The sequence below is a fragment of the Halosimplex rubrum genome (assembly GCF_013415885.1).
Classification (GTDB): Archaea; Halobacteriota; Halobacteria; order Halobacteriales; family Haloarculaceae; genus Halosimplex; species Halosimplex rubrum.
This window is the reverse complement of sequence record NZ_CP058910.1, coordinates 104,837-131,192: the sequence shown is the minus strand read 5'-3', so window position 1 is coordinate 131,192 and position 26,356 is coordinate 104,837. Positions and strand designations below refer to the sequence as shown.

The window sequence follows — 26,356 nt, the reverse complement described above, 5'->3', positions numbered from 1 at the left end:
CCAAAACGGGTGGGTGAAGGCCGAAAGGGCACCTGGGTAGGGGTACCTTGTACGTGCCATTTCGGCTAATCCGGTTTATTGGGGCGCAACTCGGGTAGTCACTGCTATGGATTTTCACGACTGGGAACCCGTCTACGGCGCGATCCTGGCCGATATGGGGTTCGACCGGGGCGGCGACGAACGGGCTCGCGACCTGCTCGCCGACCTCGTCAGCGACGGCGCCGGCGGGGGAGAGGGCGACCCCGGGCGAGGCGCGCCCGCGTCAGACGGCGACGGCGATCCGTCGAGACGCACCGGCGAGGACGCGCCCCCGCTCGCGCTCGCGGACCTCGACTTCGGCGGCGAGACGGTCGCCGTCGTCGGCGCGGGACCGTCGCTCAGTGACGAACTGGGTGTCGTTCGAGCGGCCGACAACGTCGTCGCGGCCTCCGACGCGGCGACGGTGGTGCGGGCGGCCGGCCTGCCCGTCGACTGCATGGTCACCGATCTGGACGAACAGGGGGACGTGGCCCGCGAACTGACCGCCGAGGGGACGCCCGTGGCGGTCCACGCCCACGGCGACAACCGCCCGGCGCTGCGCGAGCGGGTCCCTCGCCTCGCGGTCGAGTGGGTGCTGCCGACCACCCAGGCCGCGCCCGCCGGCCCGGTGGTCAACACGGGTGGGTTCACCGACGGCGACCGCGCGGCGTTCCTCGCCGACCACTGCGGCGCCGGCGAACTCGTCTTCGCTGGCTGGGACTTCGACGACCCGGACGTGGACCCGCTGAAAGCGCGCAAGCTCGCCTGGGCCGAGCGGCTGCTCAGGTGGCTGGAGATCCGCCGCGGCGACCGCTTCGCCGTGCTGGACGGCCGTCGCGACGGCATCGACGAGTCGGCGTTGCCGGTGTGACGGCGTCGCGATGGCGCGGTCGTCGGCCGCGTGCGGCCGACCGAGCCGTCGTCCGCGTCGACGCAGGTCGGTCGACCGCAAGCCTTCTGTCGCTCCTCGCGCGAGTGGATCCATGACCCCCGAACCCGGCTCGCCGACCGACAGCGAGGTGTCCGACGAGGCGGTCCGCGGGATGGTCGCCGCGCTCGAACCCGCGTGGTCGGTCGAATCGATCGAGCGGAGTCCGCACGGGACCGACTTCGTGGCGACGCTCGACGTGCGGACGCCCGACGGCCCGCGTACCGTCGTCCTGAAGGCGACCACCGCCGATCTGGTCGACCCGCCGATCGCCCGCTCGGAACCGCGGCTGTTCGAACTCGTCGGGCGGGAGACGACGATCCCGGTCCCCGAGGTGTTCGGGTACCGCGACGCTCACGACGATTTTCCCGCTCCGTTCTACCTCGTCGAGCACGTCGACGGGGTAAATCTGGAGGACGACCCGGAGTCGCTCTCTCCGCCGGCCCGCGAGCGAGTGGTTCGCGACGCCGGCCGGAACCTCGTCGAGTTGCACGAGCTCGGCCCGCTCCCGGCGGTCGGGAGCGTCGGCGTCGCCCGCGGCGAGCTGACGGTGCTCGACACCGACGACCACCCGCGGGCCGACGACTTCCGCGAGCGGCTGCTGGCGGACGCCGAGCGGACGCTGGACGTGCTCACCGAGGGCGGCTACTTCCCGGACCTGGCCGACGACCCCGAGCGGTTCGCCGACCTCGTCGAACCCGTCCGCGAGCGCCTGCGCGACGCGATCCCCGAACTGTCCGAACCCGACCCACCGACGTACAACCACTGGGACTACCGCTACGGCAACCTCCTGCTCGACCCCGAGACCGGCGAGACGAACGCGGTGCTCGACTGGGCGAACCTCTCGTCGGCCGACCCCGCTTACAATCTCGCGAAGGTCGAGTTCTCGCTGTTGAAGCCCGTCCGCGACGACCCCGAGCGGACGGCCGAACTGCGGGAGACCTTCCGTTCGGCCTACGCCGAGGGTCGCGAGAGCTGGGCGTTCGACGAGCCGACGCTGGAGCGGATGGCGGTCTACCGGCTGACCGACCGACTCGACGCGATGGCCTGTCTGCCGCTGTGGTACGAGGACGCGACGCCCGCCGAGCGCGACGAACGGGCGGCCGAACACCGGACGTTTCTCGCCGAACGCGTGCCGGGTGTGGACTCCTGAGGCGGCCGACAGCGGCGCGGCAAAGCGGCCCCGTGGACCCGGTTCCTACTCGGAGCGTACCCGCACGACCAGTCGGTCGAGATCCGCGGGATCGGCGACTCGCCGCACGACGAGCCAGAGGCCGACCCCGACGATCCCGAGTACGGCCGCGTCCGCGACCGCCTGCGGGAGCGCGTGCTCCATCGGTGTCCTGAAACCGACCCCGACCTCCTGAGCCCGGACGTAGTACGCCGGCAACAGCAGCGCGAAGTCGGCGAGGAGGACGACGCCGACGCCGAAGCCCAGCGCCAGTAGCGCGACCGAGGCCGCGATCAAGAGGGCCTGCGCGGGAACGCCGACGTACCACGGCACCCCGGGAACCGGTAGCGCCGCCCCGAGTAGCGCGGAACAGCCGGCGCCGGCCGCGACGCCGGCGACGAGCCAGCGTCGCCTGCACGCCGTGTCCCGTCCGACGAGAACTCGGGTCGCGTCCATCGTCTCGACCGCCGGTTCGCTCCGTCCGCCCGTAACTCTTGGGCGAGTCGTGTCGATCGTGGACCGGGTGCCTGCGAGCCGCTCCCGACGGACGCCGACGGAGCTAAGCCCCCGCGGCCCCGCATCTCGCCCATGTCCGACCTCGACTTTCTGCGCGACGCCGTCGGCCCCGACCGGGTCTCGACGGACGAGTACGCCCGCGACGAGCACGCCGGCGACTGGGGCACCCACCCTGAGGACGAGGTCCGCCCCGACGCCGTCGTCTGGCCGACGAGTACCGAGGAAGTGTCGGCCGTCCTCGCCGGCGCCCACGAGCGCGGGATCCCCGTCACGCCCTACGCCGCCGGCACCGGCCTGGAGGGGGGAAGCGTTCCTGCCCACGAAGGCATCAGCATGGACCTGACTCGGATGGACCGGATCCTAGAGGTTCGGCCGGACGACCTGCAGGTCGATGTCGAGCCGGGCGTGCTGGGGAGCGCGGTCGACGAAGCGGCCGCCGAGCACGGGCTGACGTTCCCGCCGTTGCCGTCGTCGGGCGACATCTCGACGGTCGGCGGGATGATCGCCACCGACGCCAGCGGGATGCAGGCCGTGAAGTACGGCGTCGTCGGCGACTGGGTGCTCGCGCTCGAAGCGGTACTGGCCGACGGGACGGTCGTGACGGCCGGGAGTGAGGCCGCCAAGTCCTCGGCGGGCTACAACCTGACGGACCTGCTCGTCGGCAGCGAGGGAACGCTGGCGGTCGTCACGCGGGCGACGCTCCAGTTGGCCGGTCGGCCCCAGCAGGTCCGGGGCGGCCGCGCGGTGTTCGAGACGTTCGACGACGCGGCGGGCGCCATCGCCGACGCCGTCCAGTCGGGCGTCGACGTGGCGAAGATCGAGCTGATGGGCGGGTTCGCCGCCGCGGTCGCCAACGAGTACGTCGGCACCGACCTCCCGGACGCGCCGATGGTGTTCGTCGAGTTCCACGCCGACCACGGGATCGACGAGGAGATCGACTTCTGTCGCACCGTCTTCGCCGACTACCACCCCGTCTCCTTCGAGATCGCCGCCGACGAGGAGATGGCCCAGCTGTGGGAACTGCGCCGCGAGATGGCCTACGCGCTCGACGAGTACCGCGAGGACCTCCGGCCGCTCCACCCCGGCGACGTGACCGTCCCGATCGGGTCGTTCCCCGAGATCGTCCGCGCGGCTCGCCGAGAGGCCGACGAACGGGACCTCCCGATGGCCTGCTACGGCCACGCCGGCGACGGCAACCTCCACTACGAGATCCTCGCCGACCCCGACGACCCGGCGATGGTCGAGCGCGGCGAGGCGGCCTACGCGGCCGTCGTCGAGGCCGCTATCGATCTGGGCGGGACCGCGACCGGCGAGCACGGCGTCGGCCGCGGCAAGCGCCAGTTCATGGAGCGCGAGCACGGCGCCGAGTCGGTCGCCGCCATGCGCTCTCTCAAGGACGCGCTGGACCCCGAGGGCATTCTGAATCCCGGGAAGGTCTTCCCCGACGAGGGGGAGTGACCCGGGACCTGGTCGTCGCGAGTACGCGGCGCCGGGTCACGCACAGTCGACGCCGGGGCCGGTGTAGACCTGGCCGGTAGTGGCGTCGTCGGTGCGGAACAGTTCGGTGCCGTCGATCAGGATCTGGTTGTTGTACCCGCCCTGCATCCGGAGGAACTTGAACCGGCTCTCCGAACAGCCGGGTTCGAACAGCATGTACACGTCGTCGGTCGGTTCGACCCCGCCCGCGGTCACCCGCACGCTGTCGCCGTCGACCTCGAAGGCGTCGGCCATCTCGTCGCGTTCGTCGTCCGATGGGGGCGAGCGCCAGTCGGCGACGCTCCCGACGTTGTCCGCGAAGACGACGAGGTAGACTGGCGACCCGAGCCCTTCGAGGGCCCGGTCGTAGCGCTCGACGTACACCCACGGGTTCGTCGTCGGGAAGTCGGTGTCGCCGTTGACGCTGTTCGGACCGTCGGGGTCGATCGCGAGCGTGAACTCGTGGTCGGCGTCGGCGAGCGGAACCTGTCGACTCCCCACCTGCGCGTAAGTGAACCGGGCGGCCGACCCGGAGAGGTCGCACTCGGTCCGTGTCCGCACGTCGAAGTCCTCGATCAGATACGTGCGGTCGTCGCCCGCCTCGGCGCGGACCCGAACGGTGTCGCCCTCGTTCAGACAGCGCAGTCGCCGCACCTCCTCGGTGTGGGCCCCCTCCCACGAGTACGCTTCGCGGCCGTTGATGAGGAGCGTGAACGGGACGCCTTCCTCCATGTACTGCGGGTCGACGACGACGGTCCCGTCGTCGCGCTCGACGCCGAAGTCGGCCTGGGGGCGGACCGACTCCTCGCCCTCGCTCGGCAGGAACGTCAGCGTCCCCACGACGAGCACCATCGAAACCACGAGCGTCACCGCGACCAGCAGGAGGACCGACAGGACTGAGGCCGTGGCCCGGTCGGTGGTTCCGTCCGTCTCCGATTTCGACTCGGCGGCCATCGCTGTTCGTTGGTTGCCGTCAGATTACATAAATTTGCCCGACCTGTTTCGCTATCTGATACCGCCAGGTCCCGCAGATCCCGAGGCCGCCTGCTCGGTCCCTACTCCGGCGCCAGCGCGCGCATCGTCGCCGATATCTCGTCGGGGTCGGCGCCGCGGGGGACGGAGACGGAGACGGCGTCGACGCCGTCGATGGCTTCCCACTCGGCGTAGCGCTCGCGACACTCCGCGGGCGTCCCGGCGATACCCAGGTCATCGAGCAGTTCGTCGGAGACGGCCGCCATCGACGCTTCGTGGTCGCCGTTGGCCCACTCGCTTGCTATCTCGACGGCCTCGTCTTCGTAGCCCTGTCGCTCGAGCGCCTCCCGATAGAAGGTGCCCATCGCCCCGACGTAGAACGCCAGGTGGTTGCGGGCCAACTGTCGGGCGCGCTCGCGGTCGTCCAGCGCGATGCAGGGCAGCGAGAGCGTCACGCGCAGGTCCGAGACCGAGCGGTCGCCCAGGTCCGCCCCCCGTTTCAGGTCCGCGAGCCGGTCGCGCAGTCCTTCCCGAGTCAGCATGAGCGCGTGCCAGCCGTCTGCGAACCGCCCCGCCAGCTCGACGGATTTGGGTCCCATCCCGGCGGCGTCGATCCCCGGGAGCGTATCCGGTGGATCACAGCGTAGACGCAGTCCCGAGAGCTGGAAGATGTCGCCGTCGTACTCGACGCGCTCGCCCGAGAGCACGAGGCGGGCGATATCGATAGTCTCGCGGGTACGCCGGAGCGGGCGGTCGTAGTCGGCGCCGTGCCACCCCTCGACGACGGCGGGACCGCTCGGGCCGAGACCGACGCGGAGTCGGCCCTCGGAGACCTCCTGCAGGGTCGCGGCGGTCTGGCCGATCAGCGCGGGCGAGCGGGAGTAGACGTTGGCGATCGAGGTGCCGATACCGATCGAGTCGGTGCGCTCGGCGATGGCCGTCAGCGTCGTCACGGCGTCCCGGCCCCAGGTCTCGGGGATCCAGGCCCGGTCGTAGCCCAACTCCTCGGCCTCCTGTGCGTACGCCACGAGGGTGTCGACCGACGGCTGGGCGGCGACGGGTAGGAAGGCGTCGCGGGTGGGTCCGTCGGTCATCTCGGCCTCCGGCGTGTGGGTCCGTCGGTCGTCTCGGCCTCCGGCGCGCGGGTAGGTACCATACCTCTAGTGGGGGGCCGGAGGCGCAAAAAGGTGCGTAGCACGCCGGGAAACGGGTCGGGCGTTTGCTGCGGGGGATTCGCTCCGCTCCGCTCACGCTGCTCGCGGGTCGTTCCTCCCCGCTCGCTGTTTCGAGGCGCTCGCTCCGCTCGCGCCTCGCTAGTCGTCCGCAGGTTCCTCGTGGTCGGGGTGGGGGTACTCGACGAACTCGGGGAGGTCGGGCACGTCCGAGGCGTCGTGTTCGCCGACCGGCGGGCGGTTCACTTCGGCGGCAGGCGAGGATTCGAGGTCGGTCTCGTCGTCGATGGTCTCCATCTCGCCGTCGGCGTCGCGGGCGTCCTGGTCGATGCGCATCGAGCAGAAGTCGACGCCGCACATCGAACAGAAGCGGGCTTCCTTGTAGTTGTCGCCGGGCAGGGTCTGGTCGTGGTACTCGCGAGCGCGCTCGGGGTCCAGCGCGAGGTCGAACTGCCGGCGCCAGTCGAACTCGTACCTGGCCTCCGAGAGGGCGTCGTCCCAGTCCCGTGCCCCGGGAAGGCCGTTGGCCACGTCGCCGGCGTGGGCGGCGATGCGGTAGGCGGCCAGGCCGTCGCGCACGTCCTCGGCGTCGGGCAGGCCGAGGTGTTCCTTCGGGGTGACGTAACACAGCATCGCGGCGCCGGCGCGGGCGGCCTCTGTCGCCCCGATGGCGCTGGTGATGTGGTCGTAGCCCGGCGCCACGTCGGTCACGAGCGGGCCGAGCACGTAGAAGGGCGCGCCGTCGCAGACCTCTTGCTGGCGCTCGACGTTGTCGGCCACTTCGTCCATCGGGACGTGGCCCGGTCCCTCGACCATCACTTGCACGCCGTGGTCCCAGGCGGTGCGGGTGAGTTCCCCGAGCGTGTCGAGTTCGGCAAACTGCGCCTCGTCGCTGGCGTCGGCGAGGCTCCCCGGCCGAAGCCCGTCGCCCAGCGAGAACGTCACGTCGTGCTCGGCGAATATCTCGCAGATCTCCTCGAACTTCGTGTAGAGGGGGTTCTCCATGCCGTTCTCCTCGATCCACTGGGCGAGGATCGACCCGCCCCGGGAGACGATACCGGTCTTGCGGCCGTCGGTCAGCGGGAGGTGCTCCATCCGGACGCCGGCGTGGATGGTCATGTAGTCGACGCCCTGCTCGGCCTGCTTCTCGATCACGTCGAGCAGCAGTTCGTGAGTCAAGTCGGCCACGTCGTCGACCTGCATGACGGCCTCGTAGATGGGAACGGTCCCGACCGGCACCGGCGAGTGCTCGACGTTGGTCTCCCGGATCCGGTCGAGTTCGCCACCGGTCGACAGGTCCATCACCGTGTCCGCGCCGTAGTGGACGGCGCTGTGGAGTTTCTCCAGTTCCTCCTCCAGGTCGCTGGTCGTCTCGCTGGCGCCGATGTTGGCGTTGACCTTCGTCGCGAACTCCCGACCGATTATCATCGGGTCCAGCGACTCGTGACCGTGATTTGCGGGGATCACCGCCTGCCCCTCGGCGACCTGCTCGCGGACGAACTCGGGGTCGCGGTTCTCCCGCTCGGCGACCCGCTCTATCGCCGCGGTGACCGTTCCCTCCCTGGCGCGCTGTAGTTGCGTCGGCATAATTACTAGGTTATACTACCAAGTAATAAGCGTTGGTGATCCGGCCGATCGTCGCCGGGATAGCGGTCGCTACCGGACGGATCGGGCGAGGGAGAACTACTTCGAAGGGGAGGCGGGACCGCGAACCGGAGTCACGTAGTGAGCCGGCGGCCGTCCGGGTCGGGCGACGCGAGCGGCGGCAGTATCGGGGTGCTACCAGTCGCCGACGAGCCTGTTCGGCGTGTCGGAGTCCTGGTCCTCGTCGTCAGAGGGCGGGGAGGCGTCCCGGCTGGCGACGCTCCGGAGGACGAGACAGCCGGCGAGGAAGGCGACGAGGCCGACCGCCCCGCGCTGGACACCGACGCCCGGATCCCCCAGCACCGGTCCATCGACGATCACGAGTTCGAGGGCGACCTCGGCTGTCACGGCGCCGCCCACCAGGAGCAGCGCGAGCGCGAGGACCGTCCCCGCGGCCGAGACGAGTCGACCGCTCGACGGGGATCGAGATGCCATACTGACGCTTCGATCGTTCGACATATCAACCTTCTCTCGCGTCGATCGATGCCGAACGACTGACGGGGGGCGGTCGTGCATCGCCGACCGCGGGAGTCGCTACCCGTCGACGCGGACGGTCGTCACGGGGACGGGCGACTCGCGGACGACGTTCTCGGCGACGCTGCCGATGAGGTAGTGGTCGAGCCCGGTGCGGCCGTGGGTGCCCATGACGACCAGATCGGGGCCGTTCTCCTCGACGTACCCCAGGATCGCGGACTTCGGGACGCCCTCTTCGACGACGCGCTCGGCGGGCACGTCTTCGGGGAGCGTCTCGACGGCCTCGTCGACGGCCTGGCGGGCCCGCTCGCGCTCGGACGCGAGCCAGGCGTCGGGGGCGAGGCCGCTGGAGGGGCTCTCGAAGCGGTTGCGCGTGTCGACCACCGAGAGGACGTGGACGGTCGCGCCGTGGACCTCGGCCAGGCCTCCGGCGTGGTCGACGGCGGCGGTGGTCGCCTCGCTGCCGTCGGTCGGCAGCAGGATATCGTCGTACATCAGATCCCCCCCACCGCCATGCCGAACAGCGCGACGGCGATGACGGCGAACAGGCCGCCGACGAAGGTCTTGATCGTGTCGGTCTCCAGGGCGTTTGAGACGTAGGGGGCGATCTGGCCGCCGGTCACGGTCGCGGGGACGGTGAACACGACCATGTTCCACGGCGTCGAGGCCAGCGAGAGGCCGTGGACGCCGGGGATGTGGATGCCCACCGCCGAGAGGACGCTCCCGCCGAAGACGTGGACGAGCGAGGCCAGCACGGCCGTCACCGCGACGATGATGTGGTTGGTGCCGATGGCGACGCGGACGGGCACCTTCGTCGAGAGCATCGAGATGATGCCCAGTTCGCCGGCGCCGAAGCCCGCCAGTCCCTGGAACGTGCCGCCGATGCTGTAGTTGCCGAACCGCCTGAGGTAGCCGCCGCGGGTGTAGGTGTAGTCGTCGCCGTCGCGGTCGACCCGCGTCACGGTGCCGTCGTCGTCGGTGCGCACGCCGGCGGGACCGAGCTTGCCGGCGTCGTCGGGCAGCTCGGCGGTCCCGTCGGCCGCGGCTCCGTGTCCGCCGTCGGCCGCCACCTCCTGACCGCCGTCGGCGTCCGACTCGGCCCCCTCGTGGTCGAGGTCGGCCTTGAACAGGAGTATCGAGGCCGCGATCAGCGCCAGCCCGAGCAGGGCGTGGAAGACGGGTTCCGGAACGACGAACGAGAGGATGGCGCCGGCGATCACGAACGGGACGGCGCCGCCGACGATGGTCAGCGCCAGCCGGCGGTCGACCAGCCCGTACTGGATGAACGCGACCGACGAACTCGACAGGCCGAACGCCTCGCTGATCAGCCCCACCTTGACGATCGTCTGCGGCGACAGCGGCTGGGCGAACAGGGGGAAGATGAAGATCAGGAACGGCACGAACAGCGCCGAACCGCTGATCCCGACCGTGTTGACGATCGTCGCGCCGGTCAGGAACGCCGGGAACAGCCACCAGTACTCCAGCCAGTAGCTCGTCCCGCTGGCGCCGTCGGTCGGCGCGAACGCGAGGACGGCGGCGACGAAGACCACGGGCGCCGCGAACACGAAGACGTGCTGGTACTTGAGAAACGACTTCTGGACGGAGCTGTAGGAGGAACTCACGCGAGGCCACCCCGCGAAGCCGCGCGATTCGACGCCGAGACGACCGGATCGGGCGAGCCGGCGAACGGGTCCCGCATTCAGGTGATGCCTCCGGTTGTCGGGTTGAAGCGGATCTGGCTCGCGGGACGGTCGACCGCCGGTGAACGGGTCATGGTGGCCGGCACCTTGCGAGTAATCTCTAAAGGACCTTTTGGGTTCGAACGTGTTTGGGAACCGCCACCGTGGGCCGGTTCCGCCCGTCTCGCGTCGGTTCCTCGCCGGGCGCGGACCGACGAAACTGGACCGTCGCACCTCGACCCGATCACCACGCCCGGCGAGTTACTCGTCCCGGGCGTGTGTTGCCCCCGGCGCCGCGTCGCCGCCGTCCGCGGCCGCATCGGGACCGCCCCGCTCGCCAACCGCCGAGAGGATCGCGTAGCCGACGACGGCGCTAGCGGCGCCGACGGCCCCGTGCCAGGCGCTCGGCGTCGGGACCGCGAGCGACCGCCCGGAGGCGAGCAGTAGTCGTTTGAGCGCGGTCTCGGTCGTCACTGCGACGCCGGCGACCGTCAGGACGAGCCCGGCGACCGTCCAGCAGAGAGAGGCGACCCGCCGACCCCGGGCCGGTCCGCCCGTCACGTGTCGAACGCGTAGGCGTCGGCCGCGCGGGCCTCCGAGGGCTCGACGGTCGGTTCGTTCGAGTCGGCGTCCCCGTCGAGTGTCTGCCTGAGCAGGAGATACCCCGCGGCGCCGAACGCCAGGCCGACACCGGCGCGCGGACCGACGCTGACCGGCGTTTCGAGCGTCGTCCCCGAGGCGAACAGCAGTTGGTACGCGGTGAGGCCGACCATCGCGACGCCCAGCGCGAGCAGCCCGTAGCCGAGCAGCGTCCCGCCGACCGAGGCGAGTCGCTCGCGACCGTTCGATCGGTCCATACTGTCGTTTCGGACGGGTCAGTAATGAACGTTGTCACCGGCCGGACCGATTCGGGCCGCGCGACCGGCTTCGACCGTCGGCACCGCACTCGTCTCGGGCGCGAAAACCCTAACCGTGACGGCGACAACGACCGGATATGAACCCCCTCGAACTGGACCGCCAGCAGGTCATGGCGCTCGTCATGGTGTTCCTGATGATCGGCTCCGCGGTGGTCTACGTGCTCGCGTACGCGCTCGGGTAGGCGCTTCGCTGGTTCCGCCGGCGCCTCACTCGTTGTGCCCTTCGGGCTCGCTCGCGCCGCTGGGCTGCTCGACGCGTCGCTCCCAGAACGCGTCGTCGAGGTAGCGGTCGTCGATACCGCGGCCGAGCGCGCGCGCCGCTCGACCGACCGTCCCCCACAGCGCCCGCTGGATTGCGACGGGCGCGACCGTCGTCACGGTGTCGGGATACGCGTCCGCGCTGAGTGCGAGCGCGTCCAGCGGATCCGGCTGGCCGTCCGCCTCGCCGTCGCCGACGGCGGCCTCGGTGTCCAGCCCCCACGCCGTGTACAGCGACGCGACGGTTCGCATCGACGGCAGCTCCGCCCGGAACGCGACGACCCCGTCGGTCTCGTTGCGAAACGCGTGTTCGACGCCCGCTTCGACCGTCACCGACTCGCCGGGACCGAGCCGTCGGGTCTCGTCCGCCACCGCGACCGTCAGCGTCCCAGAGACCACCGCGAAGGTCTCGCTGCTCGGATGGTAATGAGCGGGCGGCGCCGGCGCGTCGGCCCCGAGCCACTGCGCGAGGACCGGCCGCTCGGTCTCGCCGTCACCGGGACGTTCGAGCAGCGTCGCCCAGAGGTCGGCGCCGGGGCTGGCGGCGAGCGCCCGCGGCGACTCGTCCAGAAGCGCCGCCGCCGGGTCGTCGCGGTCGAGTTCGAGCGTCGGTCCTTCGCTCACTCGGCCGTCGTCGTCGAGCGGTCGACCGGTCGTCAGGACGCCCGCGGTCCGCGTCGTCTCGGTCATGGTTCGACCGTCGGTCGCCGGACCCGTCGGCGTTCGGTGCAGTATGTGGCATACGTTTAACTACGAGCATCGGCACCGACCGACGATGAAACGTCTCCGGGTCACCGCGGCGGTCGACGGCGAGCGCGCGCCGGCGTTTTACACGATGCTGGCCGACGCGCCGGGGATCGTCGAGACGCAGCTGCTGGAGTGGAATACGACGCCCGACGCCGTCGAGACGGTCCTGTTCGCCGTCCGCGGCGACGCCGAACCGTTCGCCGCGGCCGCGCCGGACCTGGAGGGGATCGAGTCGGTTAGGCTCTCGGCGGCCGGGGGGCCGTGGACCTACGCGCTGGTCGAACTCCGGCCGAAGACGAGCGCCATGTTCGCCGCCGTCCGCGAGGCGCGGGCCCAGTCCGGGCTCGTCGTCCGCAAGCCGATCGTCTACCGCGACGGCGACATGCGGTTTCGCGTCGTCGGGGACGCCGACGCGCTCCGGGCCGCGCTCGCGGCGGCGCCCGCGGCGATGGACGTGATCGTCGAGGCGGTCGGCGCGTTCCGCGGCGCGCTCGACCACCCCGCCTCGCGGTTGAGCGACCGCCAGCGCGAGGCGCTCGCCGTCGCGCAGGACCTCGGGTACTACGAGCGCCCGCGCGAGGCGTCCCACGCGGACGTGGCGGCCGTTCTCGACTGCGCGCCCTCGACCGCGAGCCGCCACCTCCAGGCCGCTGAGTCGAAGCTCGTCGACGCCGCGATGGACGAGTTCGGGCCCGAGGTCTGAGTTCGCCCCCCGGGGGGTCGTCCCCACCCCCGCACTCGACCGTTCAGGCCGCCTCGGCGCTGCTCGCTCGCGCCAGCAGTCCGACCGCGACCGCGCCGGCGACGAGGTTCAGCACCGACAGGACGACGACCGCGGGCACGAGCGTGTCGGCGACCCCGCCGAACCGCGAGACCGACAGCACCGTCGACACGTCCCGCCCGAGGACCAGCGCCCGGACCGCGTCGACGCCGTATGTGATTGGGTTGAACGTCGCGACGAACTCGATATCGTCCGAGAGCGGGACGAACGCGGGCGAGAGGAAGAGCAGCGGGAACATGAACAGCATCGAGGCGGCGTTGACCACCTCGTCGTCGCGAGCCAGCAGGCCGACGACGTTCGAGACGGCCATGAACAGCAGGGCGACGAGCAGACAGACCGCGAGGACACCCGCGACGCCGACGGCGCCGGTCTCGACGCGCGCGCCCAGCACGACGGCCAGACCGACCACGACCAGCACCTGGACGACGACGCGGGCGAGTTCGGCGACGGCCTTCCCGGCGAAGACGGCGGTCCACGACATCGGCGTCACGACGGTCTTCTCGAACATCCCGCTCTCCAGGTCGCTCACGAGCCCCATCCCCGAGGAGAACGCCGACCCCATCGTCGCCTGCATGAGCACCGCCGGGAAGAGGTAGGTGACGTAGTCCACCTCGGCGAACCCGGCGCGTTCGATCGCCGCACCGCCCACGTCGCCGAAGACCGCCGTGAAGAGGACCAGCGAGAGCGTCGCGACGACGATCTCCAGCAGGAAGGCGGTCGGGCTGTGGACCGCCTTCCGCGTCCATCGCTTCGCGTTGACACACACGTCGCCGAGGAACGTGTTCCCGGTCCCTGTCGCGGTCCGCGTCGACCGGCTGGCCGCCGCCTCCGCGGCGTCGGGAGCGTCCGCCCCCGCCGCATCGGACGGGCTCACGCGTCCACCCCCGTCGAGGCGGTCGGCTCGGGGCCGTCGTCGCCGGACTGGCCCGTCCCGCGATCGCGGTCGAATCGTCCCGTCTCGCGCTCCGAGAGGTCGTCGACCGACTCGTCGGCGACGGCGAAGAACACGTCGTCCAGCGTCGGCTCCGCGACGGCGAAGCCCGTCACGGCGACGCCGGCGTCGCGGAGCGCGAGCAGCAGGTCCGGCCCCAGGTCGCTGGCGTCCCGTGCCGTGACGCGGACGGCGTCGTCGGTCGTCTCGACTGTCGGTCCGGCGTCGGACGGCCGCCCCGCGTCGCCGGTCGCAGCGGCGTCGAGCGCTGCCGACTCGCGGACGACCGCCGCGGCCGACTCGACGGCGTCGGGGCCACCATCGATCTCCAGCGCGACCGTCTCGCCGCCGACGCGGCGCTTGAGCCGCTCGGGCGAGTCGTCGGCGACGATGCGGCCGTCCCGGACGACCGCGACCCGGTCGCAGAGCCGGTCGGCCTCTTCGAGGTACTGCGTGGTGAGGAAGACGGTCGTCCCCCGGTCGTTGATCCGCCGGAAGTACGCCCACAGACGCTCGCGGGCCGTCGGGTCCAGCCCGGTCGTCGGCTCGTCGAGGAAGACGAGTTCGGGGTCGTGGACCAGCGCCGTCGCCGCGTCCAGCCGTTTTTTCATCCCGCCGGAGAAGTTCCCGGCGGGCGTGTCGGCCACGTCGGCCAGGTCGACCAGGTCCAGCAGCTCCGCGATGCGGTCGGTCCGCTCGTCCGTCGGGACGCCGTAGGCGTCGCAGGCGAACGCGAGGTTCTCGCGGGCGGTGAGCTCCTCGTCGACGCTGGTCTCCTGGGCCATGTAGCCGATCGACGCTCGGACGTTCGCGCGCTCGGCCGTCACGTCGCGGCCGACGACCCGGACGCGCCCGGTGGTCGGTTCGAGCAGCGTCGAGAGCACCTTGATCGTCGTCGTCTTCCCCGCGCCGTTGGCCCCGAGGAAGCCGAAACACTCCCCCGAAGGGACCGACAGCGTCACGTCCTCGACCGCCTCGGTCCCGTCGGCGTAGGTGAGCGCCAGTCCCTCGGTATCGACGGCGAGCGGGCGGTCGCTGCCGTCGTCTCGGTCCGGTCGCCGCGTCGGTCGCGATGTCTCGTCGGACATGTACTCCGTCAGTGTGGCGCCCCCCGGGAGGGCGTTCCGGGCGGTATAGAACCGGGATTTATTACCCCCTGGCCGGACGGTCCGACCGTGAAACACGTCCGCGTCACCGCAAGCGTTGACGGCTCGCGGGCGCCGCCGCTGTTCGACCGGCTGGCGAACGCGGCCGCCGTCGACCGCGCCCGCGTGATCGACTGGAACCTCGTCGCCGACGAGGCGATGATCCTCCTCGCCGTGGACGGTGACCCCGCGCCCCTGGTCGACGCCGCCCTCGACACCTCCGGGGTCGAGCGCTGTGAGACGACCGGCCAGGGAGCCGGTGGAGCCGGCGACGACGCCGACGGCGCGGCCCCTCGCGTCCTCCTCCGCGTCGAACGGTCGGCGGTCCCGATCTTCGGGTGCCTCGCCGGCGCGCTCGAATCGGGCGGGCTGATCGTTCGGACGCCCGTGGTGTTCCGTGAGGGGGCGATCCACGCGACTATCGTCGGCGACCCCGGGCCGCTCCAGACCGCCTTCGAGCGCCGGGGCGACGATATCGACGTCCGGATCGACGAGATCTCCTCGACGCCGGCCGCGAGCGAGTCCGCCGACGGGTCGCTGAGCGACCGCCAGCGCGAGGCGCTGGTCGTCGCGACGGAGCTGGGCTACTACGAGCACCCGCGGGAGGCGACACACGCCGACGTGGCCGCCGTGCTGGGCTGTTCGGCCCAGACCGCCGGCGAACACCTCCGGAGGGCGGAGGCGAAGCTCGCCGACGCCGCCCTCGACGAGGTCGGTCCGGCGGTCTGATATGGATTAGTGCAAGCGTTTACCGGGTCGACCGCACGACCGCGTGCGGTCGATCCCGGAATGTCTTGCACTAATCCGTATGAGTCGGCGACGAGGTCGGCCCGGCAGCCGTGTCTTCGCCCGAACCCGCCAGGCACTTGCCGGTGGTGACCCAAGCCGGCGGCGATGACCGAGGGGACGTACACGCTGCTCGTCGAACTGGCGACGCCGGCGACGATCGAGGTGGGGGCGCTGGGCGAGGTCGCGTTCGCGGCGGGCGCCTACGCTTACACCGGGAGCGCGTTCGGGCCGGGCGGGTTCGCCCGCGTCGAGCGCCACCGCGAGCTGGCCGCCGGCGAGCGCGACGCCCGCCACTGGCACATCGACTACCTGCTGGGCCACCCCGACGCCGCCGTCGAGGCGGTCGTCCGGACGGCCGACGCCGACGTGGAGTGTGCGGTCGGTCGCACGCTCGCCCGGGCGGACGGCATCGAGCGCGTCGCGGGGTTCGGCGCCTCCGACTGCGACTGCGACTCGCATCTCGTCCGCGCCGCCGGGCGCGAGCGGCTCCGAGGGGCCGTCGAGCGCGCTCACGGCGCCGCCGACGGAGCGAGCGAGGCCAACGGGTGATCGACCGGCGAGCGACCTGAAAGAAAGTCACAGGCTTATGGTCGATGTCCGCCAACAACGGGTAGACTGGCCAGCCATGAGCGCGACACCGACGACGATCCGCGTCCTGCACGTCGACGACGACCCGGACCTGTCGGCGCTGGTCGCGTCGGCGCTCGAACGCGAGGACGACCGGTTCGAGGTGGTGACGGCGACCAACCCGGACGAGGGGCTGGAACGGCTCGCGGGCGAGCGGGTCGACTGCGTCGTCAGCGACTACGACATGCCCGGGACGAACGGGATCGAGTTCCTCGAACGGGTTCGCGCCGACCGCCCCGACCTCCCCTTTATCCTCTACACGGGCAAGGGGAGCGAGGAGGTGGCGAGCGACGCCGTCTCGGCGGGGGTGACGGACTACCTCCAGAAGGGGACCGGGGCCGACCAGTACGCGCTGCTGGCCAACCGGATCGACAACGCCGTCTCGGCGGCCCGGTCGCGGCGGGCGCTGGAGGAGCGCAACCGCCGGCTGGAGACGCTGATCAGCAACCTCCCGGGGATCGTCTACCGCTGTCGCAACGAGTCCGGGTGGCCCATGGAGTTCGTCGCCGGCGAGTGCGCCGAGATCACCGGCTACGCCGCCGCGACGCTGGAGTCGAGCGACGTGAACTGGGGAACGGACGTGCTCCACCCGGACGACCGCGAGGAGATGTGGGAGTCGGTCCAGTCGGCGGTGAGCGAGGGCGCCCCCTTCGAAGTGACCTACCGGATCCGGACCGCCGACGGCGAGACCCGGTGGATGTGGGAGCGCGGGCGGGCGATCACTACCGACGGCGGCGGTGGCGGCGTCGACCGCATCGAGGGGTTCATCACCGACGTGACCGAGCGCCGCGAGCGCGAACAGACGCTCGAACGCTACCGGAGCATGGTGAACGCGATGCCGAACTCCGCGTGCATCTACGACGCCGACGGCCGCTTCGCCGTCGTCAACGACCACCTCGCGGAGTTCATGGGGGCGACCTCGGAGGAACTGGAGGGGACGAAGAGCGCGCTCGCCGAGGAGATCCGGGCCGGGGCCGACGCCGACCCGTTCCGGGCGCTGGTCGAGGGCGAGCGCGAGGCGGTCGGCGGCGAGGTCGAGGCGCGGTTCCCCGGCCACGGGCGGGCGATCGTCGACTACCGGCTGGCCCGCCTGGAGATCGACGGCGAGTTCGACGGCATCGTCGCCATCGGCCGCGACGTGACCGAGCGCCGCGAGCGGGAGCTCGAAGCGACCGGCGCCCGCCTGGAGGCGCTGGTCGACAACTTCCCGGACATGATCGACGTGCTCGACCCCGAGGGGCGGATCGTCGACGCGAACCCGCGGCTCTGCGACGCGCTGGGCTACGACGAGGACGACCTGCTCGGGACGGCCGTCTGGGAGGTCGACGAGACGGCCGACCCCGATGCCGTGCGGTCGCTGCTCGACGGGATGGCCGTCGGCGAGTCGCGGAAGTTCGACGGTCGCTACCGTCGGGCCGACGGGTCGACGTTCCCCGTCGAGGTCAACCTGGTCCGCGTCGACCTGCGCGGTGCGGACCGGTATCTCGCCGTCTCGCGGGATATCACCGAGCGCAAGCGCCGCGAGGACGCGCTCGCCGGGCTCACGGACGCGACCGAGGGGTTCATGGACGCCCCGGACCCCGAGACCGTCGCCGAACACGCCGTCGAGATCGGCCGGTCCGTCCTCGGCCGCGACGTCAACGGCGTCTGGCTGGCCGACGACGCGGGCGAGCGGCTCCGCCCGGTCGTCCAGACTGAGGCGGCCGACGCGCTGTTCGGCGAGATGCCCGCTTTCGACGGCGAGGGGAGCCTCGCCTGGGAAGCCTTCGAGACCGGCGACATCGTCGTCTGCGAGGACTTGACCGACGAGCCGGACCGCTACAACCCCGACACGCCGCTGTCGAGCGAGATCGTCCTGCCGCTGGGCGAGTACGGCGTCGCAGTCGTCGGCTCGACCGACCCCGCCGACTTCGACGAGGTGGACGTGTCGCTGGCGCACGTCTTCGCCAGCACCGTCGAGGCCGCCCTCGACCGGGCCGCCCGCGAGGACGAGTCCCGGCGCCACCGCCGGGAGCTCGAACGGCAGAACGAGCGCCTCGACGAGTTCGCGAGCATCGTCTCTCACGACCTGCGCAACCCCCTGCAGGTCGCGACGGCACGGCTCGATTTCGTCCGCGAGGAGTGCGACAGCGACCACCTCGACGCCGTCGAGCGCGCCCACGACCGCATGGAGGCGCTCATCGAGGACCTGCTCACGCTCGGCCGCGAGGGCAAGGCCGTCCTCGACATCGAGCCCGTCGACCTCGACGACGCCGCCCGCTCGTGCTGGCGGAGCGTCCGCACCCCCGAGGCGACCCTCGTCATCGAGACCGACGCGGCCGTCCGCGCCGACCGGAGCCGCCTCCAGCAACTGCTCGGGAACCTGCTCGCGAACGCCGTGGAACACGGTTCCACGAGCCCTCGGTCGCAAACTCCCGAGGACGCCGTCGAGCACGGGGCCACCGGCGGCCGATCCCGCGCCGACGAGGCGACCGAGGCCGGCGACCCGGCGACCGACGGTTCGACCGGGGTCGTGACCGTCCGGGTCGGCCGACTCGACGACGGGTCGGGCTTCTTCGTCGCCGACGACGGCCCGGGGATCGACGAGGCCGAACGCGACCGCGTGTTCTCCAGCGGCTATTCGACCGCGACGGAGGGGACCGGCTTCGGGCTCTCCATCGTCGAACAGATCGCCGACGCCCACGGCTGGTCGGTCGGTATCGTCGAGAGCGAGGCCGGCGGCGCGCGCTTCGAGATCCGCGGCGTCGAGACCGACGCGTGACACCGAGCCACCCCCATCGCGACGGCGGCGCAGTCGCTCGCGGCGGTCAACCCACCGAGGCGCTCGCGGCTATCGCCCGGTGGCCGGCTGGTCGGCCGATTCCCGGCCGGCGTCGCCGGCGGCGGACGGGCCGCCGGTGACGGTAACCTCGCCCGATCCGTCGACCGCCACGTCGTAGCCGTAGTACGTGAACTCGACCTCGAACTCCCCGTCGCCCCGTCGCCCGGCCGTCTCGACCAGCCGTTCCAGCGCGCCGACGTCTATCACGTCGTAGAGCGGCTCGTCCAGTTGCAGCGGGTCGACGCCTTCCCGCGCCGCGATCTCCGTGCTTACCTTGGTGCTCAACATATCACCCATCACCGTGCGACCGTCCGACAGCGACCGGCTTAACCGTGGCGGTGCGTACGCAAGATTCTGTAGGGAGCGGCGATATATCTGCGGAATTCGCAGTTCCCTCCCCGGTCTGACCCGTGGGATCGACTGGCCGTCGCACGGACATGTTCGCGCGTCGACCGGTGGGCGTCAGCCGTCCGGGACCGCGTCGGCGCCGAAGTGGTCGAACGGCTGGACGTGGGTCGTGTTGACGATGTCGGAGCTGACGATCTCGATCCCCAGGCCGGTGATCGCCGCGAGGAGGTCGTCGACGGCGGCGGAGTCCGCGGCGACCGCCTCGACGTGGAGGTTCTCGGTCCCGGTCAACAGCTCGCGAACCCGGACGACGCCCGACAGCTCCAGTAGCTCCGCGGCCAGCGACGACCGGTCGGGGGGCGCCGCGCGACAGACGACGAAGACGTGCAGCTGGAAGCCCGCCCGCTCGTAGTCGATGTCGGGATGATACCCCCGGACCACGCCGGTCGACTCCAGGCGCTCGATCCGGTTCCTGACCGTGCTGGCCGAGACCCCCACCGCGTCCGCCATCTCGGCGGCCGTCGCCTCCCTGGCGTTCTCCTGCAGCGCGTGGAGGATCCCCCGGTCCACGTCGTCGAGGTCTCGGGCCATGGCTCCCGGTTGCGCTGCCGACGCGATAATCGTTCGGCCGGCGACCGCTCGGGAGGGGGAGCGAGCGCTCGCCTACAGCCCGAGCGCCGACCGGATCCCGTCGATCGGGCCGCCCCGGTCGAACAGTCGTTCCATCTCGTCGGCAGTGAGTTCGAAGTCGAAGACGTCGACGTTCGCCCGGACGTGCTCGGGATTCGAGGACATCGGGATCGCCGAGACCATCGGCTGCTGGACCAGCCAGCGGAGCGCGACCTGACTCGCGGTCTTGCCGTAGCGGTCGCCGATCTCGGCGAGAGCGCCGTCGTCGGCGAGGCCGCCGACGTCGAGCGGGCTGTAGGCGGTCAGCATCACGCCCTCCTCGACGCAAAAGCGCAGGAGGTCGTCGCGGCGCTTCCGGACGTGGTACTCGACCTGGTTGGTGAGGATCGGGGCCTCGGAGGCGTCCATCGCCTCGCGGGTCTGTTCGACCGAAAAGTTCGAGACGCCGACGTGGCGGACGAGGCCGTCGTCCCGGCAGTCGTTCATCGCCCGCAGCGTCTCGGCGTGGGGCACGTCGTCGTTGGGCGAGTGGACGAGCAGCAAGTCGACGTAGTCGGTGTCGAGGCGGTCGAGGCTCGCGCGGGTCGACGCGACGGCGTCGTCGTACGCGCGGTTGTCCCGCGAGAGCTTCGTCGTGACGAACAGCTCCTCGCGGTCGACCGGCGACTCGCGGACGGCCTCGCCGACCGCGGGCTCGCTCCCGTAGATCTGGGCGGTGTCGACGTGCCGGTAACCCGCGTCGAGCGCCGCCGAGACGGCGCGGCGGCGCTCCTCGTGGCCGTCCATCCGGGCGGTGCCGAATCCCAGTGCCGGCACGTCGACGCCTGCGGCCGTGACGTACTCCATACCCCGATATCGGCCGAAGCGGCGAAAAGATTTGGGCAGGTGTGCGCAGGCGCGCAGTCGGCGAGATTCCGCCCGGAACGTCGCCGAGCGGTCGCCGACAGGCCGGCGACGGCGCGGCCGCTGTGAGGTGTCGACCGCGGCGCGGTATCAGTCCCGGCGACCCCAGTCTGGCGCCGCGGCGAGGGCGTCGCGGGCCGCGGCCAGGTCGGCGTCGGCGGCGCCGTAGAACAGTTCGCGGCCGACCGGCGTCCGGACGCGGACGAGGACGGTGTGGTCGGTCACGTCGAAGACGGCCACCGCCCACGGTGTCGTGTGACAGCGCCACTCGCCAGCCAGCGTCGCGTCGGCCCCGCTCGTCACGCGGTCGCCCAGCTCCCAGCTGAGCCGCGTCGTCCGGTCCAGCGAGACGGGGACGGCGTCGGGGAGCCCGCCGTCGTCGCGCCCGGCCGCCCCGTCGCGAGCGCTCTGTGTCGACATACCACAGCCCACGACACTCTCCATCAAAAATCATCCGCTTCGTTCCCCGGTCGCGTTCGGCGGTCGGCAGCCCCCGACCCGTCGAGCGACCGCGCTCAGAGCACGCCGTACTCCTCGTAGACCTCGTCGATTGGCATCCCCTCCTCGATCTGCCGGCGTTCCTCCTGTTCCGACTCGTGGATCGCCTCGACGCGGAGGAGCACTTCGTCGACGACTTCGCGGGGGATCAACTGCGCGCCGTCGAAGTCGGCGAACACGAAGTCGCCGGGCCGGATCGTCACGTAATGGGAGAGGTGGCCCGGGACGTGGATCGGCTGGTCGACCTCGATGATCTCCCAGCCGCCGTGCCAGTTCGGGACCGTCCCCCGCGTGTAGACGGGGAACTCCTCCATCTCGCTTATATAGCGGGTGTCGCGGACGTTCCCCGCACAGAGCATCCCCCGGGCGCCGTGGGCCTTCGCCAGCGTGCAGGACATCTCGCCGAAATGGGCCGGCTGGGTGTCCCCGCCCGTGTCGAAACAGAGGACCGTCCCGTCGTCTTTCGCCTCGACGGTCCGCATCAGTTCCTTCTGGGGGTGGACGCCGTCGTTCTCTTCCTCCCACTTCTCCTCCAGGTACGCCTCGACCTCGTCGGTCTTGGGGTAGGTGTGCAGTTTCACCGGGAGCGCTCGCCCGGCGAGGGTCTGGCCGCGGTTGACGCCGAAGAAGTCCCGGTCGAAGACGAACCGGCGGACGCCGACGTTGTACAACGCGTCGGCGACGCTGCCGCCGTAGCCCGCCTCTTTGTACCGCTCGATGCGTTCCAGATCTGTGATGTCGAGCGTGCGCGGCTCCTCGTCCAGGTCGAAGTCGTACTCGGGCCCCATGCGCCTCGTTTGCACGCGGCGTCCGCTTGACTCTGTGGGTGGTCGAAACCCTCTCCGGAGGTTCGGGAGTCGAAGCCGCGGCGAGAACGGCAGCGCCGCGGGCGGCTGCGGCGAGCGGAGACGCCTCGTCCGTCACCACACTAAAGCGGACGGCAACCGACACACCGACCATGGAAGTCGTCAACGTCACCGCCGACGCCGAGACGTTCACGAGCAACGCCTACCTCGCGCTCGGCGAGTCGCCGACGCTGGTCGACGCGGGCGCGATGAGCGGCGTCGTCGACGTGATCGCCGAGTACACCGACGACCTCGACCGCGTGGTCCTCACCCACCAGCACGGCGACCACGTCTCGCAACTGGACGCCGTCCTCGACGCCTTCGACGCCGAGGTGTACGCCTACGCCGACCACCCGCGACGCACCGACGAACTCGCCGACGGCGACACCGTGACCGTCGGCGAGGAGACCTGCGAGGTCGTCTTCACGCCGGGCCACGCCGACGACCACGTCTCGCTGGTCTCGGACGCCTCGCTCTTTTCCGGCGACGTGGTCGTCCACGACGACGGCGCCTTCGACGACGGCAGCTTCGGCCGCACCGACATGGCCGGCCAGTCCCGCGAACGGCTCATCGAATCGATCGAGGACCTCCTGGAGCGGCTGCCGGAGAGCGTGAAGCACATGTACAGCGGCCACGGCGACGTCTTCGAGGGCGACGTGCGCGCGGTCGTCGAGCGGGCGCTCGGACGGGCCGAACGCCGCGAACCGAAGTACCCCGACGAGTGACGGTCCGGCCGCTCGACGAGCGATCGTACGAACGCGCCCCACCGGAAACGGTGGCGTCGCTGACGCGGCGAGAGGGAGAGAGCGAAAGAGAGAACGGCCGAGTTACGGAAATTCAAGGCGAAAGCCTCGCGCTTCAGCGCGGGGATGAAGCCAACCAATAGTATTCAACCACCGACTACGGCATAGACGGGGTTCCAACGCAATCGTTAAGCCATTCGGTCACAATAGTATACATAGATGGTAAAGAGTACCCGTCACGCGAAATACGAACTCTACTACCACATAGTGTTCGTGCCGAAATATCGGCGTTCGCACTTGACGGGGAAGACAAAGGAACGTCTCGAAACCATCTTTGCGGAAATCTGTGAGGACAAAGACCTCGAACTGGCCGAGTCCGAGGTCATGCCTGACCACGTACACCTATTCATCGGGAGTCCACCCAAGAACGCCCCCTCACTCATCGTCAACTGGGTCAAGGGCATCTCGGCGCGGAAGTACAATCAGCGGTACGACGACCGCGTGAAGTGGACTCGTTCCTACTATGTCGGGACAGCAGGAAGCACCTCGAAAGACGCTGTTGAACGATACATCGCTGAACAGGAAGGTGGCGACGAATGAAGCGAGTCAACACCTTCGAGGTGGTGCCACAGACCGAAAACGACAAAGAGTGCCTTCTACGGCTACTCGATGCGTCCGCCTCTCTGTGGAACGAACTGACCTACGAACGCCGTCAGAACTACTTCGGTGACGGCGACGTGTGGGACACTTCCGAATACCGTGGACGCTACAACGGCGTCGTCGGAAGCGCAACCGTCCAACAGGTCACACGCAAGAACAGCGAAGCGTGGCGGTCGTTCTTCGCCCTCAAAGAGAAAGGCGAGGGCGCTAACCCACCGTCGTACTGGGGCAACGAAGAGGACGGACACGAACTCCGTACCTATATTCGGTGCAACCAGTACACGATTCAGTGGGGCAAGCGGTCGCGTCTCGAAATCCCCGTCGGGCAAGAACTGAAAGACGAATACGGACTCGGCTACCACGAACGACTCCGCCTCGGAGTCCGAGGCAACCCGAAGTGGGACGGCGAACAAGGTCGTCTGGAACTTGAGTACGACGAGGTGAGCGACACGTTCAGGGCTTTTCAACCAGTCACCGTGCCTGATTCTCGACTGGATTCACCACTGGCTTCTCACGAAGCCGCCCTTGATGTTGGCGCAAACAATCTCGTTGCCTGTTCCACGACTACTGGTTCCCAGTACCTCTACGACGGTCGGGAGTTGTTCGGACGGTTCCGTGAAACGACTGACGAAATCGCCCGCCTACAGTCGAAACTACGTGAGAGACGCTATAGTTCCAAACGGATTCGACGGCTGTACCGACAGCGGACAAAACGCCGTGACCACGCACAGAACGCGCTAGTGCGCGACCTCGTTGAACGGCTGTACGAGGAGGGCGTATCGACGGTGTACGTGGGCGATTTGACCGATGTGCTGGAAACGCACTGGTCGGTCAGGGTGAACGAGAAGACGCACAACTTCTGGGCGTTCAAGAAGTTCATCCACCGTCTCGCGTGTGTCTGTGAGGAGTACGGAATCAGCCTTGAAGCCGAGTCAGAAGCGTGGACGAGTCAGACGTGTCCCAAATGTGGCGACCACGAGGAGACGGTTCGCCACGGGGATACGCTGACGTGTCCGTGTGGCTTCGAGGGGCACGCCGACCTCACGGCGTCAGAGACGTTCCTTCGAGAACACAGTGATACGGAAGTCAGGCCGATGGCACGGCCCGTGCGATTCGAGTGGGACGACCACGACTGGTCGGGGAAACCACACCCTCACGAAAGTCCCAAAGAAGTGCGCACAAACCCGCAAGTTGCCTCCGTGGAATCGGCATAGCCGAACCCCCAACGGAGGAATCCTCGCGCTTCAGCGCGGGGAGGATGTCAAGCGTTGCGGCGCTCTTTGCTCTTGCGGCGGAGATTCTTGTAGCCGCACTTGCGGCAGCTCTCGGCCTCGACGGAGTTGCGGGCGTTGCAGCGCATGCAGATCTGCTTCTCGAGCTCGCGTCGTTCCGCGGGTTCGAACTTGGGCATACCCGCCCTTCCTCGTCACCGCGTTTAAGCGTTGCTTCTCCGGACCGGTCGGACCACCGGGGTCCGGACGGTCGCGGCCCCCTGCCGGTTGAACCAGGGTTAACCGGGTTCCGTCCGAAGGGGCGGTATGAGCGACCTATACGACCGGATCGCGGATCTGCCCCTCGCGGTCGAGGGGTTCGACCTCGACCGCCACGAGATGGACACCTCCGCCGGGTTCACGCGCGTGACGACCGTCGTCGAACTGCGCGGCCCCGACGGCGCGGTCGGCCGCGGCGAGGGCGTGGCCTACGACACCGAGGACCACGATCGCCTGCGCGACGCCCACGAGCGCGGCGCTCTCGACTGGGCGTTCGCGGGGGAGTACACCTTCGACGGGTTCTCGACGGCGCTGGACGACGTAGATCTGTTCCCCGAGCCGCCCGAGCGCGAGGTGTCGCGCCACTACCGCCGGTGGGCCGTCGAGAGCGCGGCGCTGGACCTGGCACTGCGACAGGCCGACACCACCTTCGCCGCGGCGCTCGACCGGAGCTACGACCCGGTTCGGTTCGTCGTCTCGACGCGACTCGACACCGGCGGCGACCCCTCGGCCGAGCGGATCCACGAGTGGCTCGACGTCGACCCCGACATGGAGTTCAAGCTCGACCCGACCGACGCGTGGACGCCCGAGCTGATGGACGACCTGGCGGCGACCGACCGCGTGCGCATCCTCGACCTGAAGAGCTACTACGAGGGGACCGAGGTCGACACCGACGCCGACCCCGAGCGCTACCGGCAGGTCGCCGAGGCGTTCCCCGACGCCGTGCTGGAAGACGCGAAGTTCACCGACGAGACCCGGGCGATCCTCGACGGCGTGGCCGACCGACTCTCCTGGGACTACCCGGTCGTCGACGTGGAAAGCGTCGAGGCCCTGCCGATCGAGCCGGAGTGGCTCAACGTCAAGCCCTCGCGGTTCGGCACCGTTTCCGACCTGCTGGAGACGATCGAGTACTGCCTGGAGCGCGACATCGCGCTGTACGGCGGCGGCCAGTACGAACTCGGCGTCGGCCGCGAACACCTCCACGCCGTCGCGTCGGCGTTCTACCCCGATGGACCGAACGACATCGCGCCCAGCGCCTACCACAGCCCCGAGCCGCACGCGGACGTGCCGGCGAGTCCGCTGGACGCGCCCGCCGAGCCGGTCGGGCTGCGGTGGTCGCGGGAGTGAGGGCGTGAGCGCGGGAAGCCGCGGGCACGGTCGCTGGCGGCCCGC

The 26,356-nt window shown here is 70.2% G+C and carries 29 protein-coding genes; 11 read left to right on the top strand and 18 right to left on the bottom strand.

The features are described 5' to 3' along the window. The first annotated feature begins 106 nt into the window (after positions 1-106). A complete protein-coding gene (locus tag HZS55_RS00715) occupies positions 107-889 on the top strand; it encodes a 6-hydroxymethylpterin diphosphokinase MptE-like protein (RefSeq protein ID WP_218927261.1) in 783 nt (260 codons plus the stop codon). Positions 890-1,001: 112 nt separating this feature from the next. After that, positions 1,002-2,099 carry a phosphotransferase family protein gene (locus tag HZS55_RS00710; RefSeq protein ID WP_179909858.1) on the top strand — a complete coding sequence of 366 codons (1,098 nt, stop codon included), beginning with the start codon at positions 1,002-1,004 and terminating at the stop codon, positions 2,097-2,099. Between the two features lie 45 nt (positions 2,100-2,144). Here the strand turns inward: HZS55_RS00710 and HZS55_RS00705 are convergent, their stop codons facing one another. Continuing rightward, positions 2,145-2,573, bottom strand: coding sequence for a hypothetical protein (locus HZS55_RS00705; protein ID WP_179909857.1), 429 nt, complete (start codon positions 2,571-2,573; stop codon positions 2,145-2,147). A gap of 132 nt (positions 2,574-2,705) precedes the next feature. On the opposite strand from HZS55_RS00705, the gene HZS55_RS00700 reads away from it, so the two are divergent. Further along, the gene (locus HZS55_RS00700) at positions 2,706-4,091 is read left to right on the top strand and encodes an FAD-binding oxidoreductase (RefSeq protein ID WP_179909856.1); all 1,386 of its coding nucleotides are present in this window, start codon (positions 2,706-2,708) and stop codon (positions 4,089-4,091) included. 36 nt (positions 4,092-4,127) lie between these two features. On the opposite strand, the gene HZS55_RS00695 is transcribed toward HZS55_RS00700, so the two are convergent. The 9 genes from HZS55_RS00695 to HZS55_RS00655 form a co-directional block, all read right to left on the bottom strand. Further along, complete coding sequence (locus HZS55_RS00695; RefSeq protein WP_179909855.1) at positions 4,128-5,063, bottom strand: hypothetical protein; 936 nt, start codon at positions 5,061-5,063, stop codon at positions 4,128-4,130. Positions 5,064-5,164: 101 nt separating this feature from the next. Further along, entirely contained in the window at positions 5,165-6,175 is a 1,011-nt protein-coding gene (locus HZS55_RS00690) for a TIGR04024 family LLM class F420-dependent oxidoreductase (RefSeq protein WP_179909854.1), read from the bottom strand. A 219-nt stretch (positions 6,176-6,394) separates the two neighbouring features. Further along, positions 6,395-7,843: a phosphomethylpyrimidine synthase ThiC gene (thiC, locus tag HZS55_RS00685; RefSeq protein WP_179911746.1), complete on the bottom strand. Its 1,449-nt coding sequence runs from the start codon at positions 7,841-7,843 to the stop codon at positions 6,395-6,397. A gap of 189 nt (positions 7,844-8,032) precedes the next feature. Further along, positions 8,033-8,332, bottom strand: a complete 300-nt coding sequence (locus HZS55_RS00680; RefSeq protein ID WP_179909853.1) for a hypothetical protein — start codon at positions 8,330-8,332, stop codon at positions 8,033-8,035. A gap of 99 nt (positions 8,333-8,431) precedes the next feature. Continuing rightward, on the bottom strand, positions 8,432-8,866 hold the full coding sequence (locus HZS55_RS00675; RefSeq protein WP_179909852.1) for a universal stress protein: 435 nt from the start codon (positions 8,864-8,866) through the stop codon (positions 8,432-8,434). Further along, positions 8,866-9,993 (bottom strand): sulfite exporter TauE/SafE family protein, encoded by a 1,128-nt coding sequence (locus tag HZS55_RS00670; protein ID WP_179909851.1) that lies wholly within the window; start codon positions 9,991-9,993, stop codon positions 8,866-8,868. The genes HZS55_RS00675 and HZS55_RS00670 overlap by 1 nt, the downstream gene beginning before the upstream one ends. A 318-nt stretch (positions 9,994-10,311) precedes the next feature. Beyond that, entirely contained in the window at positions 10,312-10,611 is a 300-nt protein-coding gene (locus tag HZS55_RS00665) for a hypothetical protein (RefSeq protein ID WP_179909850.1), read from the bottom strand. Beyond that, on the bottom strand, positions 10,608-10,907 hold the full coding sequence (locus HZS55_RS00660; protein ID WP_179909849.1) for a hypothetical protein: 300 nt from the start codon (positions 10,905-10,907) through the stop codon (positions 10,608-10,610). Before HZS55_RS00660 ends, HZS55_RS00665 begins: the two co-directional genes overlap by 4 nt. Positions 10,908-11,174: 267 nt before the next feature. Next, positions 11,175-11,915: a cupin domain-containing protein gene (locus HZS55_RS00655; protein WP_179909848.1), complete on the bottom strand. Its 741-nt coding sequence runs from the start codon at positions 11,913-11,915 to the stop codon at positions 11,175-11,177. Positions 11,916-12,000: 85 nt separating this feature from the next. On the opposite strand from HZS55_RS00655, the gene HZS55_RS00650 reads away from it, so the two are divergent. Next, on the top strand, positions 12,001-12,675 hold the full coding sequence (locus tag HZS55_RS00650; protein ID WP_179909847.1) for a helix-turn-helix domain-containing protein: 675 nt from the start codon (positions 12,001-12,003) through the stop codon (positions 12,673-12,675). Between the two features lie 43 nt (positions 12,676-12,718). Here the strand turns inward: HZS55_RS00650 and HZS55_RS00645 are convergent, their stop codons facing one another. Then, positions 12,719-13,627, bottom strand: a complete 909-nt coding sequence (locus HZS55_RS00645) for an ABC transporter permease (protein WP_179909846.1) — start codon at positions 13,625-13,627, stop codon at positions 12,719-12,721. Beyond that, positions 13,624-14,772, bottom strand: coding sequence for an ABC transporter ATP-binding protein (locus HZS55_RS00640; protein ID WP_179909845.1), 1,149 nt, complete (start codon positions 14,770-14,772; stop codon positions 13,624-13,626). Before HZS55_RS00640 ends, HZS55_RS00645 begins: the two co-directional genes overlap by 4 nt. 87 nt (positions 14,773-14,859) lie before the next feature. Between HZS55_RS00640 and HZS55_RS00635 the strand changes: the two genes are divergently transcribed. From HZS55_RS00635 to HZS55_RS00625, 3 genes are all read left to right on the top strand, one after another. Beyond that, positions 14,860-15,558, top strand: coding sequence for a helix-turn-helix domain-containing protein (locus tag HZS55_RS00635; protein ID WP_179909844.1), 699 nt, complete (start codon positions 14,860-14,862; stop codon positions 15,556-15,558). A 165-nt stretch (positions 15,559-15,723) separates the two neighbouring features. Continuing rightward, positions 15,724-16,167 (top strand): GIY-YIG nuclease family protein, encoded by a 444-nt coding sequence (locus HZS55_RS00630; RefSeq protein WP_179909843.1) that lies wholly within the window; start codon positions 15,724-15,726, stop codon positions 16,165-16,167. A 76-nt stretch (positions 16,168-16,243) separates the two neighbouring features. After that, entirely contained in the window at positions 16,244-19,006 is a 2,763-nt protein-coding gene (locus HZS55_RS00625) for a PAS domain S-box protein (protein ID WP_179909842.1), read from the top strand. Between the two features lie 69 nt (positions 19,007-19,075). On the opposite strand, the gene HZS55_RS00620 is transcribed toward HZS55_RS00625, so the two are convergent. From HZS55_RS00620 to HZS55_RS00600, 5 genes are all read right to left on the bottom strand, one after another. After that, positions 19,076-19,363 (bottom strand): HalOD1 output domain-containing protein, encoded by a 288-nt coding sequence (locus HZS55_RS00620; protein ID WP_179909841.1) that lies wholly within the window; start codon positions 19,361-19,363, stop codon positions 19,076-19,078. Positions 19,364-19,528: 165 nt separating this feature from the next. After that, entirely contained in the window at positions 19,529-20,005 is a 477-nt protein-coding gene (locus HZS55_RS00615; protein ID WP_179909840.1) for an Lrp/AsnC family transcriptional regulator, read from the bottom strand. Positions 20,006-20,077: 72 nt separating this feature from the next. Further along, positions 20,078-20,890: an aldo/keto reductase gene (locus HZS55_RS00610; RefSeq protein ID WP_179909839.1), complete on the bottom strand. Its 813-nt coding sequence runs from the start codon at positions 20,888-20,890 to the stop codon at positions 20,078-20,080. A 147-nt stretch (positions 20,891-21,037) separates the two neighbouring features. Next, entirely contained in the window at positions 21,038-21,367 is a 330-nt protein-coding gene (locus tag HZS55_RS00605) for a hypothetical protein (RefSeq protein ID WP_179909838.1), read from the bottom strand. A 95-nt stretch (positions 21,368-21,462) separates the two neighbouring features. Continuing rightward, positions 21,463-22,233: an RraA family protein gene (locus HZS55_RS00600; protein ID WP_179909837.1), complete on the bottom strand. Its 771-nt coding sequence runs from the start codon at positions 22,231-22,233 to the stop codon at positions 21,463-21,465. Positions 22,234-22,403: 170 nt separating this feature from the next. On the opposite strand from HZS55_RS00600, the gene HZS55_RS00595 reads away from it, so the two are divergent. The 3 genes from HZS55_RS00595 to HZS55_RS00585 all read left to right on the top strand — a co-directional run bounded on the left by HZS55_RS00595 (position 22,404) and on the right by HZS55_RS00585 (position 24,907). Continuing rightward, on the top strand, positions 22,404-23,015 hold the full coding sequence (locus HZS55_RS00595; RefSeq protein WP_179909836.1) for an MBL fold metallo-hydrolase: 612 nt from the start codon (positions 22,404-22,406) through the stop codon (positions 23,013-23,015). A gap of 237 nt (positions 23,016-23,252) precedes the next feature. Continuing rightward, positions 23,253-23,633 carry an IS200/IS605 family transposase gene (gene tnpA / locus HZS55_RS00590; RefSeq protein ID WP_179909835.1) on the top strand — a complete coding sequence of 127 codons (381 nt, stop codon included), beginning with the start codon at positions 23,253-23,255 and terminating at the stop codon, positions 23,631-23,633. Next, positions 23,630-24,907: an RNA-guided endonuclease InsQ/TnpB family protein gene (locus tag HZS55_RS00585; RefSeq protein ID WP_179909834.1), complete on the top strand. Its 1,278-nt coding sequence runs from the start codon at positions 23,630-23,632 to the stop codon at positions 24,905-24,907. Before tnpA ends, HZS55_RS00585 begins: the two co-directional genes overlap by 4 nt. Before the next feature lie 47 nt (positions 24,908-24,954). Here the strand turns inward: HZS55_RS00585 and HZS55_RS00580 are convergent, their stop codons facing one another. Then, a complete protein-coding gene (locus HZS55_RS00580; protein WP_179909833.1) occupies positions 24,955-25,104 on the bottom strand; it encodes a 50S ribosomal protein L40e in 150 nt (49 codons plus the stop codon). Positions 25,105-25,231: 127 nt separating this feature from the next. Between HZS55_RS00580 and HZS55_RS00575 the strand changes: the two genes are divergently transcribed. Beyond that, positions 25,232-26,311: an enolase-like domain-containing protein gene (locus HZS55_RS00575; RefSeq protein WP_179909832.1), complete on the top strand. Its 1,080-nt coding sequence runs from the start codon at positions 25,232-25,234 to the stop codon at positions 26,309-26,311. Positions 26,312-26,356: the final 45 nt, after the last annotated feature.